Raw genomic sequence first — 14,789 nt, forward strand, 5'->3', positions numbered from 1 at the left:
CGCGGTGCTCCTGCACCATCCGCACGGCGCGCTCGCGGACTTCAGGGGAAAACTTGTTTGACTTGTTCATGGCTCCATTCTCTTCAAGGTTGGAGCCTCCTCAAAAACCGGGGCGGTTCAGTGTCGCGCGGCGGTGCCACCAACTCGCCGGCCGCCGTCTACGCGCTCACCAAGTATGTCGACTGGATGAAGAAGTACGCGCCGAAGGAAGCGATCGGCATGACCTTCGGCGAAGCCGGTCCGGTGCCTGCACAAGGCCAGATCGCACAGCAGATCTTCTGGTACACGGCCTTCACTGCAGACATGACCAAGCCCGGCCTGCCGGTGGTCAACGCCGACGGCACACCGAAATGGCGCATGGCCCCCGGCCCGAACGGTCCGTACTGGAAGCCGGGCATGCAAAACGGCTACCAGGACGTGGGCTCGTGGACCTTCTTCGCCAACCACGACGCCAACCGGACGGCTGCGGCCTGGCTGTACGCGCAGTTCGTGACCGCCAAGACCACCTCGCTGAAGAAAACCATCGTCGGACTGACGCCGATTCGCCAGTCCGACATCCAGTCCAAGGCGATGACCGACCTGGCACCCAAGCTCGGCGGCCTGGTCGAGTTCTACCGCAGCCCGGCGCGCGTGGCCTGGACGCCGACCGGCAACAACGTCCCCGACTACCCCAAGCTGGCGCAGCTGTGGTGGAAGAACGTCGCCGTGGCCGTGACCGGCGAGAAGACGCCGCAGCAGGCGATGGACAACCTGGCCACCGAGATGGACGACGTGATGGGGCGCCTGCAGCGCGCCGGCATGGCGCATTGCGCACCCAAGCTCAATCTCAAGAGCGACCCCGCCAAGTGGCTGAGCGACAAGCACGCGCCGTGGAAGAAGCTGGCCAACGAGAAGCCGAAGGGCGAGACCATCGCCTACGCCACGCTGCTGAATGCGTGGAAAACCGGCAAGGTGCGCTGACCGGACGCAACTGCTGATCCGACACCGCAGCGGCGCACGCCGTTGCGGTTCGCGCCTCCTCGACACGATCTGGCCCTGCTCGACGAACGAGCGGAGACACATGCCGAGTACCAGCCAGCAAAGCGGCGCAGATTGCCCAGTTGCTGGGTTGGTCCACGGCCACCGTGCATGGGATCCACTCGCGCTGGGCCAAGGAGGGCGATGCGATCTTCGAACTGTCAGTGCAGCAGCTTGATGATCGTCGCTTATTTAACATAATGCCAATATGCTCCGTATAAACGGCAGTCGTTAGCGCCTTACCAATGGGCCCGAACTGGCTCTTTGGAGTCTTTGGGCTCTTCAGGTTGATAGCTGGCAAGCAAATTCGCCGTGTCTTTGTGGTCACGCTGCTGGGCCAGATCCAGGGCGGTAAAACCCATCTGGTTCTTCAAGCTAGCGTCGGCACCTTCGTCCAGCAGCAGTTTGACGGTGGCACTGTGACCAAAATAGGCGGCCATCATCAGAGGCGTCGTGCCGTTGGGGGCTGCGGCGTCGATGGAGGCTGAATGGTCGAGCAGGTATTTGACGATCTGGGTATGCCCGTTCGTCGCCGCGTAGGCCAGTGGCGTCCAACCCGGCTTGTTGATTTCCGCGCCGCGCTCGACCATGAGTCGGACCAAGCTTTCATCACCGAGCAGGCTGGCGATCATCAAGGCGTTTTCATCGCTTGGGTTGAGTTGGTCCAGATTGATTTTCGGCTGCTCAATCAATAACTTGGCAACCTTCAACGACTTGTCGCGCAGGGCCAGGTACAAAGCTGAATCACCCTTGACATTCACCGCATTGGGGTCAAAACCCTGGGCAAGCAGAGACTGAACGGCGCCGACATCATCCACATCAACGGCGCGAAAAAAATCGGTGAACGAACCAGCTTGAGCCAATCCAAGAAAAAAACTCAATAATGCTGCTAAAACAATGGTATAAAAGCTTCTGTTCATGTTATGCATGAGAAGTGTTGAATGTACTTTCAGGCATGAAAAGACGGTTGAAATTCTGCTCCGTGAAATCTTCAACCTCGTCTTCAGCACATTGGCGCAATTCGGCAAGGCAACGCGCGACGAAGCGGGTGTAAGCCGGTTGGTTGGTTTTGCCACGGTAAGGCGTGGGGGCGAGATAGGGGCTATCGGTCTCGACCAGAATACGATCTTCAGGTAATTTCTTCGCAACCTCTTGCAACTCTTTGGCATTCTTGAATGTCAAGATGCCGGAGAGTGAGATGTAGAAACCCAAGTCGAGCGCCTGGCGGGCAACGTCCCAGCTCTCGGTGAAGCAGTGGAACACCCCGCCGACACCCTCGGCGCCCTGCTCTTTCAAGATGGCCAGCGTGTCGTCGGCCGACGATCGGGTGTGGATGACCAGCGGTTTTTGCGCTTGGCGCGCTGCGTCGATATGGGCACGAAAGCGGTCGCGCTGCCATTCCATATCGGCCACGCTGCGACCGTCGAGTCGGTAGTAGTCGAGTCCGGTTTCGCCCAAGGCGAGGACGCGGGGATGGCTGGCCAACAAGGCCAGTTGCGCGGCCGATGGCTCGGTCAGCCCCTCCTGGTCGGGGTGGACGCCAACGGTGGCCCAGATGTGCGGGTGCTTCACGGCGCAGGCCAGCACGTCGTCGAATTCCTCGATCTGGGTGCAGATATTCATGGCTCGCGTCACGCCGTTGTCGCGCATGGCGGCAAGCACGCTGTCCATCTGTTCGCGCAGGCCGGGAAAATTGAGGTGGCAGTGGGAATCGGTCAGGGCCATGCTGGGTGCGGCGCTGCTCGCGGGTCGAGCCGTTGCAGCTTTATAGGGTATGGGTCGCGCGGCTGGCGATTTCGGCCGTGGGACCGAGGATTTCTTCAATCACCTGGCGCAATTGCCGGGCTTTTTCGTCGGCTGGAAAACGCACACCGATTCCTTGGGTCTTGTTACCCGCCGCATTGGCCGGTGTGATCCATGCGACTTTCCCGGCCACCGGGAAGCGCTGGGGATTGTCCATGATGGTCAGCAGCAGATAAACGTCGTCACCCAGGCGATATTCCCGCGTCGTCGGAATGAAGATGCCGCCTTCGGTCAAAAACGGAATGAAGGCGGCGTACAGCGCGGGTTTTTCCTTGATCGCAAGTTGGATCACGCTGGGGCGGGCGGTGGAGGCCCCAGGTGGGGCGGCTGCATTGGGTGTGGCCATATCAGTGCGCGCTCCGAGTGAACAGTTGTTTGAATTCTAGGATCAGGGCTTCCGCCGTGAGATTCGCATGGAGGGGAAAGGTGGCGGTGCGGCTGTAATCGCCGAGTCGCTGCCAGAAAGCCAGAAGACGAGGCGCAGAGGCGATGCTCGCCAAGCGTCCCAGCACCGATTGGTCAGCCGGTAAATACAGGGGTTGTTGGCGGAACTGGGTGCGCATCATGTCGACGCAGAGTTTTTGCAGTGCGGCCACGGCGACCGGCATCTGTGGCGTGGAACCTGCCGCGCTGGCTGCGCTGGCCCCCTGCCCCGCAGTCACGGTTTGCAACAGGCTGCGCGCCCAGTCCATTCCGCTCGCGGGTTCGGGTTCATACACGGCGTGATGACACCAATGGGCGACCTGCTCGGGTTGCGCGATCTCCCGCGCCTGCAATGCGCGCAATGCATCCACTGCCTGGGGCCTGGGCATGGCCTGGAGCTGGCAGCGGCTGCGCAAGGTGGGCAGGACTCTGTCGAGTCGATGAGTTCCCGTTAGAAAATAGAGGCTTGGAGGTGGTTCTTCCAGTGTTTTAAGAAGTGAATTGGCCGCGGGCGCGCCCATGGCATCGAGCGGATAGACCACAGCCACCTTGAAACCGCCGCGGTGGCTGGTGGTGTGCGACCAGTCCACCAAACTGCGTACCGCGTCGATGCTGATGTCCTTGCTGGGGTTGCGCTTCTCGGCACTCGTTGCCTCTTCCGTGTCGGCCGCCTGCCCCATGCCCAGTTCCAGGGCCAAGGCCTCGGGCAGCAGCCGCTTGAGGTCCGGGTGGGTACCGGCTTGGCGCAAGCGGCATGCCGGGCATTGGCCGCAGGCCTGGTGTGCAAAGCCGGGCAAGGGTATGGGGCTAGTGGCTTTCGCCGGCATCGGGCTTTCACACAGCAGCGTTGCGGCTGTGCTGTCGAGCGCATCCCAAACACCGATGCCAGTGGCTCCATGCAAGAGAAGTGCCGGAAAATCCTGCATATCAATCATGGAGTTGCAATTTTTTCTTCAGGTTTTGGATCACGTCCTGACGCACCTGATCCAAGCCCTGCGTGCCGTCGATCACAACCCAACGTGCGGGTTCTGAAGCGGCAAGATGGAGATACTGCTGACGCACACGAGCGAAAAATTCGAGCGGTTCGCGCTCGAAGCGGTCCGGCTGGCGCTGCTGCGTTTGCAAGCGGCGTGCGGCCACCTCGGCGGGCACGTCGATGAGGAGGGTGAAATCCGGCTTCAAACCGGGGTGGACCCAGCGCGCCAGGGTTTGCAAGCGATCTTGCGGGATACCCTTGCCGGCGCCCTGGTACGCCAGCGTGGCATCGGTGAAGCGGTCGCAGACGACATCGTGCCCTTGCAGCAAGGCCGGTTCGATCACCCGCAGCACATGCTCCTGGCGTGCGGCGAACATCAACAGCGCTTCGGTGGTGGTGGTCATGGGCTCGGCCAGCAAAATCTCGCGGATGCGCTCGCCCAGCGGTGTGCCGCCCGGCTCACGCGTGGCCGTCACATGTCGGCCCGCAGCGCGCAAAGTGGCGACAACGGCTTCGAACTGGGTGGTCTTGCCGGCGCCGTCGATGCCCTCCAGCGTGATGAACAGGCCTTGGTGCGAAGTTGGTTTCACGGAGATCTCTTGAGGATGTAACGGTCGACCGCCGCATTGTGCTCGGCCAAAGTATCGGAAAACGCGCTGCTGCCATCGCCACGCGCGACGAAATACAAGGCCCGGGTGGCAGCCGGATGCAGCACGGCCTGCAGCGCAGCGTCCCCGGGCAGGGCGATGGGCGTGGGCGGGAGGCCGGCATGCACATAGGTGTTGAACGGCGAGTCGGTCTGCAGATTTTTACGCGTGAGCGCCCCGGTATAGCGCGTGCCCAGGGCGTAAATCACGGTGGGATCGCTTTGCAGCGGCATGCCATTGCGCAGGCGATTGATGAAGACACCGGCAATTTTGCTGCGGTCGCTCGGGCTTCCGGTTTCCTTCTCCACGACCGAAGCCAGGATCAGCGCCTGGTACGGGGTTTGCAGCGGCAAGCCGGGTTCGCGCGCATCCCAAGCGCTGGTCAATTGGCGCTGCATGGCGTGGTAGGCGCGCTTGAGGACGGTGAGTTCCGAAGAATTGCGAGCGTACAAATAGGTATCGGGGAAAAACCAGCCTTCGGGCGGCATATTCGGCGGAGCGCCGATGCGTTGCATGATTTGCGCATCACTCAGCCCGGCGGCATCGTGATCGAGCCCCGGGGCCAGGTTGAGTTCCTGCAGAAATTGGGCGAAGGTCCAGCCTTCGGGCACGGTCACGGCCAGCAAGGATTGGTCGCCACGCGCCATTTTCTGCAGCAGTTGCCAAGGGCTCGTGCCCTGCTCGATTTCATAGCTGCCGGCCTTGAGTTGCGTGCCCTGCCCACTCAGCCGCGCCAGCCAATAGAACAGGCGCGGCGAGAGATCGGCGCCCTGGGTTCGAATTTGCGCGGCGGCCGCACGCGCCGTGCTGCCGGGCTTGACGGAGAAGTCCAGCGGCGTTGCGCTCAGCCGCATCGGTGCCAGCGCCCAGTAAGCGAACAGGGCAAAGGCCAGGAGGCCTGCGGTCAAGCCGAGCAGGAACAAACGAACAGGCCAGCGGGTCTTCAAAGACGGGCTCACTCATGAACACATGGAAACGCCGCTCCAGCGCTGGCACGCTGGTTGGAGCCGGCAGCTGGGCAGCATGAAACCCTGGGGCAAGCGCAAGGTGGACAGCTTTCTATACTAGCCCAGCACTTCGCTGAAAGTGCCTGAAGAAACGATGCACTGTACCGCGCCCGACTGCCGCGTAACCGGCTCGTGCCATACCCTGCTTCATAACCGCCACCTTGGCTTTGCGCCCATAACCCGACGCTCCCCGAATGCCATCCACCATCACCCCCCTGCCCCATCTGGCCATGCTGCGAGCCCATGGCCCGCAAGCTGCCGATCTGCTGCAAGCCCAGCTCACCCAGAGCGTGCAAAACTGGCCCGAGAAAACGGCGCGCATGGCTGCGATGTGCACGCCCCAGGGTCGCATGCTGGCTGATTTTTTGCTGTGGAGGGAAGCCGACGGCGCGATTGCCATGTTGCTGGACGCCACCCTTGCCGAGGCCACGCTCAAGCGCCTGCGCATGTTCATCCTGCGCCTGCAATGCAAGTTGGACGACGTGACCCCGGAGCGTGCGCTGTTCGGCTTGCTGCTGCCCCAGGGCGAGGCACCTGCCGGACTGCCCTGTCCTGCCGCTCCCTGGTCGCTGCTGCGGGAGGCGGGCCTGTGCGTGGTGCGCCTGGCCGATGCGCCCGGCCTGCGACGCCTGCTCCTGGTGGCCGAATCGCCGGAAGGACGATCCGCCGCCGCGCAGTGGGTCGCAACCATGGCCGCCGGTTCGACCGAGGCCTGGTCGCTCGGCGAGATTCGTGCCGGCATCGGTCATGTCACGGCCGCCACGGCACAGCAGTTCGTGCCGCAAATGCTGAATTACGAAGCCCTGGGCGCGGTCGACTTCAAGAAGGGTTGCTATCCGGGGCAGGAGATCGTCGCGCGGACGCAGTACCGTGGCACCATCAAGCGGCGCACTTACCGGCTGCTCAGCCCAACGGCCCTGGCGCCGGGGGACGAGATCGTCCACAGTGCCGATCCCGCGCAGCCCTGCGGCTTGGTGGTGAACGCCGCGCCGGCCGAGACCGGCTGGGAAGCTTTGGCGGAGCTGAAAATCACCGCGGCGACCGAGCCCGGCAGTCTGCACGCTGGCACGGCGGACGGCCCGGCGCTGCGCCTCGCGACACTGCCCTATATCCTGCCCCCGCAAGATTGAGAGGGCGGCCGCGATGTGCCTCATCGCCTGGTCATGGCAACCCGGGCGGCCGCGAACCCTGCTGCTCGCCGCCAACCGCGACGAATGGCTGGACCGCCCGACCCTGCCGATGCGCTGGTGGCGCCCCGACGCCGCACCGGCGACCGAAGTGCTCAGCGGCCAGGACTTGCGCAGCGGCGGCATCTGGCTGGGGCTGACACGTCGCGGACGTTTCGCCGCCGTCACGAATGTGCGCGATCCGGCGCTGGAGCGCGCCGAAGCCCCCTCGCGCGGACTGCTGCCCTTGCGCTATTTGCTCGGCCTGCATCCGCAGGATGGCAGCATCATGGCCGACTGTTCCCCAGCCGCCTTCGCCCAGGCCGTTCAATCCAGCGCGCAGGCCTACGCCGGGTTCAACCTGCTGCTGGGTGACATGCGGTCGGGTGCCATGCGCTGGTTGTCGAATCACCCGCAGCAGAACTGCAGCGTGGCGCCGGGTCTACACGGCCTCTCCAACGCCGCCTTGGAGACGCGCCCTGGCCCAAGGTCCAGGCTTTGAAGGCTGCGCTGGCCGAGAGCGCGGAAGTCGCGGATGCTGAAAGGCCAGTGTCGTTCGGCGTCCTGACCCAGGCCTTGCAGCGTGAGCAGATCGCCCCCGATGCCGCCTTGCCGCAGACCGGCGTCAGCCTGGAATGGGAGCGGGCGCTATCGGCTGCATTCATCCGCATGCCGGGTTATGGCACGCGCTGCTCGACCCTGCTGCGGCTGGATTTCGACGGCAGCGCGCTGGCGCGTGAACTGCAGCATCAACCCGGCATCGCCAGCCCGCCGGACTTTGTCTGGAACTGGCGCGCGGCACCGTAGGCCGCAAGCTGCATTGCGGCACCAACCCCGCCCAGGCAGGCGCTGAAAATCCGTGCTCAACCCAGTGCAGCGCGCATGCGAATGTGGGCAATGCCAGCTTCGGCATAGGGCTCACCCAGGCTGCTGAAACCCAGGCGGCGATAAAAGCCGGTCACCGCTTGCTGCGCCGAAATTTCCGCATGGCTGTGGCCAGCCGCATGGGCTGCTTGCATGAGGGCTTGCATCACCAGTTTGCCGGCCTGGCCACCGCGCATGGCCTGCACCACGGCCACACGGCCGATATGCCCGTCCGGCAACAAACGCCCGCAAGCCACGGGCATGTCCAGACGGTTGAACACCACGGCGTGGCGACATGTGGCGTCGTGCTCGTCCCATTCCATCTCGGCGGGAATGCCTTGCTCGTGCACGAACACGGCGGTGCGCACGCTGCCGGCGGCTTCACCGAGTTCGGTCCAGTCGCCGAGTTGCACGCGCAGCATGGGCTCGCCGCGCGCATGGGCTTCGAGCAGCTCGCGCAGCGCAGGTGGCAAGGTCTGCGACTTGGCCTGCGCGCCGCTGGTGGTGAAGACATAGACCATTTCGCCACTGACCAGCAGACGGTCCTGCACGAACATGGCGGTGTGCAGGGTGAAGCTGCTGTGGCCCAGCCGGGTCAGGCCGATCCCGATGTCGATCCAGTCGTCGAGCCGTGCCGGGCGGTGATAGGTGAGGCTGGCTTTTTTCACATACAGGTCGCCACCCAGGGCCTGCAGGCCCTGGGCATACGGCAGGCCGAGGGCCTTCCAGAAGGCGCTCATGGCGGTATCGAAGTACAGCAGGTAATGGCCGTTGAACACCACTTGCTGCATGTCCACCTCGGCCCAGCGCACCTGCAGGCGGTGGAGAAAACGGTAGGTCTCGCGTTGCATGGGAATCATGGTTCGAGGCGATGGAAACATTGCCGGGGTGTCGGGCGTGGAAGGAGAGCGTGGCTCAAGGCCCCTGGCATTCAAGCTTGCGGCTGACAGGCATGGCGCAAGGCAGCGGCAGCTTCCTGCACGGCCTGGCCTGCCTGCGGCAGGGCGCGGCCCATGCGAATGAAGTCGTGCGTGACACCGGGCCATTCGCGCAGCGCCACGGGCACACCCGCCTGACGCAGACGCTCGGCGTAGAGCACGCCTTCATCATGCAGGGGGTCGCAGCCGGCAAGGCCGATCCAGGCCGGTGCCACGCCATGCAGATCGGGCGCCAGCAGCGGGGCGAAACGCCAGTCGTGACGGTCTTCGGGCCGGGGTAGGTAATGGTTGAAGAACCAGTCGATGGATTCGGCTTCGAGCAGAAAGCCATGGGCGAAATGCGCGGCAGATGCGGTCTGCGCCCACCCCGCCGTGCCTGGATAGAACAGGAGCTGCAGCGCCAATGGCCAGGCCGCATCGCGTGCCAGGATGGCGCAGACGGTGGCCAGGGTGCCGCCCGCGCTGTCGCCACCGATGGCGATATGGTCTGCATCCACGCCCAGCATGGCCGCGTTTTCGCGCAGCCATGCGAGTGCGTCCCAGGCGTCGTTCACGGCTGTCGGGAAGGAATGCTCAGGCGCCAGACGGTAGTCGCATGAAAACACGGCACAGCCGGAATGCAGTGCCAGTTGCCGGCACAGGATGTCGTGTGTCGCCACACTGCCGATGACGAAACCACCGCCGTGCAGGTAGAGCAAAGCGCCAGGTGGTGTGTTGAAGTCCGCCGTGGTGCCAGCCAGCTTGGCGCAGTAGCGTCGCACCGGCAAGCGAGCGCCATCACGGGCAGGGCAGTCCAGGTCCATCACCTCGGCAAGTGGCGGTGGGGCGATATCGAGCACGCCGGAGGCTGCCTCGTACGCCGCCCTCGCCTGCTGGACACTCAGGCGCCACAAGGCAGGCGGTGCGGCGCGGGCAATGCGTTGCAACAGCTCCTGCATCACAGGGCTGGGGCTGGAAATGGTTGGATGCGTGGGCTTGGTCATGGCCATGAAACAGCGGAGATGCAGCGTTGAGTCGGAAGTTCGTCCAAGGCAGCATAAAGCGCCGCTGCGTCTGTTGCCACGACCACCTTCGATCAAACCGACATGCCCACCGCGTAGCCGCTGGCCCAGGCCCACTGGAAGTTGTAGCCGCCCAGCCAGCCGGTGACATCGACCACTTCACCGATGAAATGCAGCCCGGGAACTTTGTGGGCTTCGAGCGTGGCGGGGTGCAGCTCCGCCGTGTCCACCCCACCCCGCATGACCTCGGCCTTGCGCCACCCTTCGGTACCCGTGGGCTGCAGCGTCCATGCGCAAAGCGAAGCGCCAAGGGCCTTGAGTTTGGCATCCGCCAGTTCGGCGATGCGTCGGTCGGACGGAAGCCGCTGCATCTCCACCCAGGTCTGCGCCAGGCGGCGCGGCAGAAATTGCCCCAGCGCGTTGAGCAGCGACTGGCGCGATTGCAGTTTGGCAAGCCACAGCGCTTCACCCAGATCGTTGCCCGGCGACAGGTCGAGTCGCAAGCTGTCGCCCGGGTTCCAAAAACTGGAGATCTGCAGGATGGCGGGGCCGGACAGGCCACGGTGCGTGAACAGCAAGTCCTCGTCGAAATGCTGTCCGCCGCACGCCACCCTCACCTCAAGCGCCACGCCAGCCAGCTCGGCAAAAGGCCTCCAGGGTTCGGCAGCGAAGGCCAGGGGAACAAGCGCGGGTTGTGGCGACACCACCTGCAAACCCATTTGCCTGGCCAGCCGCAGGCCGTAGTCGGTGGCGCCGATCTTCGGCACCGGCAAGCCACCCGTGGCCACAACCACGCGCCGCGCCTGCAGCGGGCCTTGATCGGTCTCGAGTCGAAAACCCGAGCCCTCGCGTGCCACGCCACGCACACCGCAGGGTTGCAGCCATTGCACGCGTCCGAGTTCGCATTCGGCTCGCAGCATGTCGATGATCTGCTGGCTGCTGCCATCGCAGAACAACTGGCCTTTGTGTTTTTCGTGATGGGCAATGCGGTACCGGCGCACGAGGGCCGCGAAGTCGCGCGGGGTGTAGCGAGACAGAACGTCGCGGGCGAAGCCGGGTTGGCGGGAAACGAAGTGCTGCGGTCCCGCCCGGGCATTGGTGAAATTGCAGCGACCGCCACCCGAGATGCGGATCTTCTCGCCCACGCGCGCCGCGTGCTCGATGAGGACCACCCGCAGACCCCGCTGCCCCGCCACGGCGGCGCACATCATGCCAGCAGCCCCGGCCCCGATGATGGCGATATCATGGTGCATGGGATGGCTCACGGTGCATGACCTTTTTTGGGGTTGACGCCATGTTGGCAGGCAGGAGCCAACCCAAGCACGGCCAACGCACTTCCGCACTCCCTGCATTTCCTGATCCCCTCGCCCTCGTGCACGTCAGCGAAGGCCCATGAAAAAGCCGGTTGTGCAGGATATGCACAACCGGCTGGTGAAGATTGGTCGGGGCGAGAGGATTCGAACCTCCGACCCCCTGCACCCCATGCAGGTGCGCTACCAGGCTGCGCTACGCCCCGTCGACCAAGCCGAAGACTATAGCAGATCACTCGAGGCTCAACAGCGCGCGCAATGCCTGCAATTGGCTGCGTAGATCGTCCTGTATCGTGGCAGGCCAAACGGCGGGCTCGCCAATGGGCAAGCGCTGAAGTGGCGATGCGGCATCTTGTTTATCGGAAAATCTGCGGCCCATTGGCATGTGAACCGTGGATCCCGCGGCCTCTTCGGTGTCGTGCTGGGAAGCCTCGCCCTGTGATAGCCGCGCCCGTGCTCCCTGAATGGTGAAGCCTTGGTCGTAGAGAAGTTCGCGGATGCGGCGAATCAGGAGAACCTCATGGTGCTGGTAATAGCGGCGATTGCCGCGGCGCTTCATCGGCCGCAGCTGGCTGAATTCCTGTTCCCAGTAGCGCAGGACATGCGACTTGACGCCGCACAATTCGCTGACTTCACCGATGGTGAAGTAGCGCTTGGACGGGATGGGCGGCAAATCCGAAGAGTCGGTCATGGTGAGGAAGAAAAAGCAATGCGTGTGCGTTGAGACATGACCGGACTATAGGACGCTACAGGCGGTGTATTTTCGCGTCCCGCCAGGGCCGGCTGAAGCCCGCTCCTGGTCATCACGCTTCGTCATTGAGTTGACTCTGCAGTTGTTCTTTGAATTTCTGACTGGGGTGAAAGGTGACGACGCGCCTGGCGTCGATGGGAATGATTTCCCCCGTGCGCGGGTTGCGCCCCGGACGCTGTGCCTTGTCGCGCAACTGGAAATTGCCGAAGTTCGAAAGCTTCACATCGTGTCCGGATGCCAGTGCGTCACGAATGAGGTCGAAGAATGCGTCGACCATGTCTTTCGACTCACGCTTGTTCAGACCTATGCGTTCGTACAGCAGTTCGGACAGCTCGGCCTTGGTCAGGCTGGGCGTCTGTAGCGTGGTGACGAGTTTTTCCATGTTCTGTGGCTCCCCTATGTTCAACGTCGGTAGGCGCGGTCAGTTTCTCAGGTTGGCACCGAGAGTCCGTCGCATGGCCTCGATCACACCTTCACTTGCGGCATCGGCTTGCATATCGGTCAAGGTCTCCGCAGCTTGTAGCGTCAGGCGCAGTGCCACGCTTTTGCGCGTCTTGCCTTCCTCGTGCTGGGGAAGAAAGACATCGAAAAGCTCGACATCCTGGACGATACCGCAACGCGCATCCGATGTACGCGCCCCGCGCACGACTTGCAGGATCCTTGCCGCGGGAATGGTTCGATCCATCACGAAAGACAAGTCGCGCAAAATAGCTGGTGCACGTGCCACGGGGCGGATTGTTGGCATGGCCTGCGATTGCAGGGCCATGGCATCCAGCTCGAACACCACTGGAGCATGAGGCAAAGCGTACTTTTGCATCCAGCGGGGATGCACCTCACCGAGGATGCCGACCGCTTGGCCATTGAGTAAAACCGCTGCGCTTCGACCAGGATGCAAGGCCGGATGCACCAATGGCTCGAAGCTCAACAAACCAGCGCCGGCACAGAGCTGCTCAATGTCGTTCTTCACGTCGAAAAAATCCACCAGGCGTTCGGCCTGCGCCCACTGCATGGGCCAGACCGGGCCATAGGCCAGGCCGCCGACACGCATGGGCTGCGCAATGCCGGCAGGCTGCGCCGCATCTGCTGCGCGCGTGTCGCGCATGAACACGCGCCCCAGTTCGAACAGTCGAACACGCCGCGCCTTGTGGCTCAAGTTCAGGCGCAGCGCCTGGAGCAAGCCGCCGAGCAGACTGCTGCGCATGACGCTGGCCTGCGCAGCGATGGGGTTCAGCAGTTGGATGGGTTGGAAATTGCCGACAAGATCGGTTTCCCACTCAGGTTCGGCAAAGCTGAAATTGATGGTTTCCTGGTACGCGCGGGCAGCGAGCAATTCGCGCAGCGCATGCTGACTGCGCCGCCCTTCGGGGGCAGGCAGCATGCGGACCTGAGCCAGGGGCGGAACCGTGGGAATGTTGGCATAGCCATGAATGCGAGCGACTTCCTCGATCAGGTCTTCTTCAATCTCGAGATCGAAGCGGTAGCTTGGCGGGGTGACGCGGAACGCGACGTCAGCGCCAGATCCTTCTTGCTGGAATGGCAAACCGAGACGCGTAAAAACGTCCGCCATGCGATCAACGCCGATGGACATGCCCATGATGCGCTCGCAACGTGCCGCGCGCATGCGCACCGGTTCGCGTTCCGGCAACTGCAGGATGTGGTCGTCGAGCGGGCCCGGCTGCCCACCGCAGATGTCGAGGATGAGGCGGGTGATGTGCTCGGCGTGCTGCGTGGTTGTTGCGGCATCGACCCCGCGCTCGAAGCGCATGCCGGCATCGGTGGAAAAGTTGTAGCGGCGGGCACGACCACGGACGGCGTCGGGCCACCAGAACGCCGCTTCGACGTAGACATTGCGCGTGTCCAGGCTGACGGCCGTGGCGTCACCTCCCATGATCCCGGCGAGGGACTCGATGCAGCGTCCAGCGGCAATGACACCGACTTGCGCATCCACCTCCACGGTCTGCCCGTTGAGCAGCTTGAGCGACTCCCCCGCCCTGCCCCAACGCACCTCAAGCCCACCTTCGATCTTGTCGAGATCGAACACATGCGAGGGCCGGCCGAGTTCCAGCATGACGTAGTTGGAGATGTCCACCAGTGCCGAAATGCTGCGCTGGCCGGCGCGTTCCAGGCGCTGGCGCATCCAAGCAGGAGTCGGGGCCTGCGCATTCACGCCACGGATCACACGGCCGGAAAAACGACCGCAGAGTTCGGCTGCCTCGATGCGGACCGGCAGGACCTCATCCAGGGCCGGAATCACGGGAGGAAAACTGGGTTGCACCAACGAAGTTCCGGTCACTGCGGCCAGCTCGCGCGCCACACCCAACACGCTGAGACAGTGGCCCAAATTGGGCGTGAGCTTGATGGTGAAGACGCAGTCGTCGAGGTCCAGCGCCTGGCGCAAGCCCTGCCCGGTTTTGAGCTCTTGCGGCAAGGCCAGTAGGCCAGCGTGATCGGAGGACAAACCCAGCTCCTTGGCCGAGCACAACATGCCCTGGGAGGTCACGCCGCGCATGGTTGCCGCAGTAATCTGCAGCGGCTTCCCATCCGCCGCAGATGGCGGCAGCACGGCGCCCAGCAGGGCGCAGGGGGCCTTCATGCCCAAAGCCACATTGGGTGCGCCACAGACGATTTGCAAGGCCTCGGCTTGTCCCACTTGCACTTGGCAGACACGCAGCCGGTCTGCATTCGGATGGGGTTCGACCTTCACCACCTCGCCCACCACGACGCCACTGAACGCGGGTGCGGCGGCCTGCATGTCTTCAACCTCGAGGCCGGCCATGGTCAAACGGTCGGCAATCTGTTCGCTGCTCAGGTCCGGATTGCAGAACTGTCGCAGCCAGGATTCGGGCACTTGCATGGGCTAGGTTTCGTCGGGGTGGGATGAAGAAA

General features: G+C 63.5%; 15 protein-coding genes, 1 tRNA gene and 1 pseudogene. 4 read left to right on the plus strand and 13 right to left on the minus strand.

The window, feature by feature from the left end; all coding sequences use genetic code 11:
* Nucleotides 1-111: 111 nt before the first annotated feature.
* A pseudogene (locus ACYCUK_RS08935) lies at nucleotides 112-960 on the plus strand (type 2 periplasmic-binding domain-containing protein); the annotation flags it as partial.
* 296 nt (nucleotides 961-1,256) lie between these two features.
* On the opposite strand, the gene ACYCUK_RS08940 reads toward ACYCUK_RS08935, so the two are convergent.
* From ACYCUK_RS08940 to mltG, 6 genes are read right to left on the minus strand one after another with little or no spacing between them, the layout of a single operon-like run.
* Nucleotides 1,257-1,946 carry an ankyrin repeat domain-containing protein gene (locus ACYCUK_RS08940; RefSeq protein ID WP_461594438.1) on the minus strand — a complete coding sequence of 230 codons (690 nt, stop codon included), beginning with the start codon at nucleotides 1,944-1,946 and terminating at the stop codon, nucleotides 1,257-1,259.
* Complete coding sequence (locus tag ACYCUK_RS08945; protein WP_461594439.1) at nucleotides 1,939-2,742, minus strand: TatD family hydrolase; 804 nt, start codon at nucleotides 2,740-2,742, stop codon at nucleotides 1,939-1,941. The genes ACYCUK_RS08940 and ACYCUK_RS08945 overlap by 8 nt, the downstream gene beginning before the upstream one ends.
* Before the next feature lie 40 nt (nucleotides 2,743-2,782).
* Complete coding sequence (locus ACYCUK_RS08950; RefSeq protein ID WP_461594440.1) at nucleotides 2,783-3,166, minus strand: PilZ domain-containing protein; 384 nt, start codon at nucleotides 3,164-3,166, stop codon at nucleotides 2,783-2,785.
* 1 nt (nucleotide 3,167) lies between these two features.
* Nucleotides 3,168-4,178 carry a DNA polymerase III subunit delta' gene (locus tag ACYCUK_RS08955; RefSeq protein ID WP_461594441.1) on the minus strand — a complete coding sequence of 337 codons (1,011 nt, stop codon included), beginning with the start codon at nucleotides 4,176-4,178 and terminating at the stop codon, nucleotides 3,168-3,170.
* Nucleotides 4,171-4,809, minus strand: coding sequence for a dTMP kinase (gene tmk, locus ACYCUK_RS08960; protein WP_461594442.1), 639 nt, complete (start codon nucleotides 4,807-4,809; stop codon nucleotides 4,171-4,173). The genes ACYCUK_RS08955 and tmk overlap by 8 nt, the downstream gene beginning before the upstream one ends.
* Nucleotides 4,806-5,774: an endolytic transglycosylase MltG gene (mltG, locus tag ACYCUK_RS08965; protein WP_461594443.1), complete on the minus strand. Its 969-nt coding sequence runs from the start codon at nucleotides 5,772-5,774 to the stop codon at nucleotides 4,806-4,808. Before mltG ends, tmk begins: the two co-directional genes overlap by 4 nt.
* Nucleotides 5,775-6,067: 293 nt before the next feature.
* Here mltG and ygfZ point away from each other — a divergent pair, with 293 nt between their 5' ends.
* The 3 genes from ygfZ to ACYCUK_RS08980 are packed head-to-tail and all read left to right on the plus strand — an operon-like array spanning nucleotide 6,068 to nucleotide 7,846.
* Nucleotides 6,068-7,003 (plus strand): CAF17-like 4Fe-4S cluster assembly/insertion protein YgfZ, encoded by a 936-nt coding sequence (gene ygfZ / locus ACYCUK_RS08970; protein ID WP_461594444.1) that lies wholly within the window; start codon nucleotides 6,068-6,070, stop codon nucleotides 7,001-7,003.
* Nucleotides 7,004-7,016: 13 nt separating this feature from the next.
* Nucleotides 7,017-7,541 carry an NRDE family protein gene (locus tag ACYCUK_RS08975; protein WP_461594445.1) on the plus strand — a complete coding sequence of 175 codons (525 nt, stop codon included), beginning with the start codon at nucleotides 7,017-7,019 and terminating at the stop codon, nucleotides 7,539-7,541.
* Complete coding sequence (locus ACYCUK_RS08980; protein ID WP_461594446.1) at nucleotides 7,538-7,846, plus strand: NRDE family protein; 309 nt, start codon at nucleotides 7,538-7,540, stop codon at nucleotides 7,844-7,846. The genes ACYCUK_RS08975 and ACYCUK_RS08980 overlap by 4 nt, the downstream gene beginning before the upstream one ends.
* Before the next feature lie 56 nt (nucleotides 7,847-7,902).
* On the opposite strand, the gene ACYCUK_RS08985 is transcribed toward ACYCUK_RS08980, so the two are convergent.
* The 7 genes from ACYCUK_RS08985 to pheT form a co-directional block, all read right to left on the minus strand.
* Nucleotides 7,903-8,763, minus strand: coding sequence for a YbgC/FadM family acyl-CoA thioesterase (locus tag ACYCUK_RS08985; protein ID WP_461594447.1), 861 nt, complete (start codon nucleotides 8,761-8,763; stop codon nucleotides 7,903-7,905).
* Nucleotides 8,764-8,834: 71 nt separating this feature from the next.
* Entirely contained in the window at nucleotides 8,835-9,824 is a 990-nt protein-coding gene (locus ACYCUK_RS08990; protein ID WP_461594448.1) for an alpha/beta hydrolase, read from the minus strand.
* 92 nt (nucleotides 9,825-9,916) lie between these two features.
* The gene (locus ACYCUK_RS08995; RefSeq protein ID WP_461594449.1) at nucleotides 9,917-11,095 is read right to left on the minus strand and encodes a BaiN/RdsA family NAD(P)/FAD-dependent oxidoreductase; all 1,179 of its coding nucleotides are present in this window, start codon (nucleotides 11,093-11,095) and stop codon (nucleotides 9,917-9,919) included.
* A 186-nt stretch (nucleotides 11,096-11,281) separates the two neighbouring features.
* Nucleotides 11,282-11,358 (minus strand) — tRNA-Pro (locus tag ACYCUK_RS09000).
* A gap of 26 nt (nucleotides 11,359-11,384) precedes the next feature.
* The gene (locus ACYCUK_RS09005; RefSeq protein ID WP_461594450.1) at nucleotides 11,385-11,843 is read right to left on the minus strand and encodes a MerR family transcriptional regulator; all 459 of its coding nucleotides are present in this window, start codon (nucleotides 11,841-11,843) and stop codon (nucleotides 11,385-11,387) included.
* 112 nt (nucleotides 11,844-11,955) lie between these two features.
* Nucleotides 11,956-12,285 (minus strand): integration host factor subunit alpha, encoded by a 330-nt coding sequence (locus tag ACYCUK_RS09010; RefSeq protein ID WP_199195271.1) that lies wholly within the window; start codon nucleotides 12,283-12,285, stop codon nucleotides 11,956-11,958.
* A 39-nt stretch (nucleotides 12,286-12,324) separates the two neighbouring features.
* Nucleotides 12,325-14,757 carry a phenylalanine--tRNA ligase subunit beta gene (gene pheT, locus ACYCUK_RS09015; protein WP_461594451.1) on the minus strand — a complete coding sequence of 811 codons (2,433 nt, stop codon included), beginning with the start codon at nucleotides 14,755-14,757 and terminating at the stop codon, nucleotides 12,325-12,327.
* Nucleotides 14,758-14,789 lie beyond the last annotated feature (32 nt).

This window comes from Thiomonas sp. (assembly GCF_054608695.1).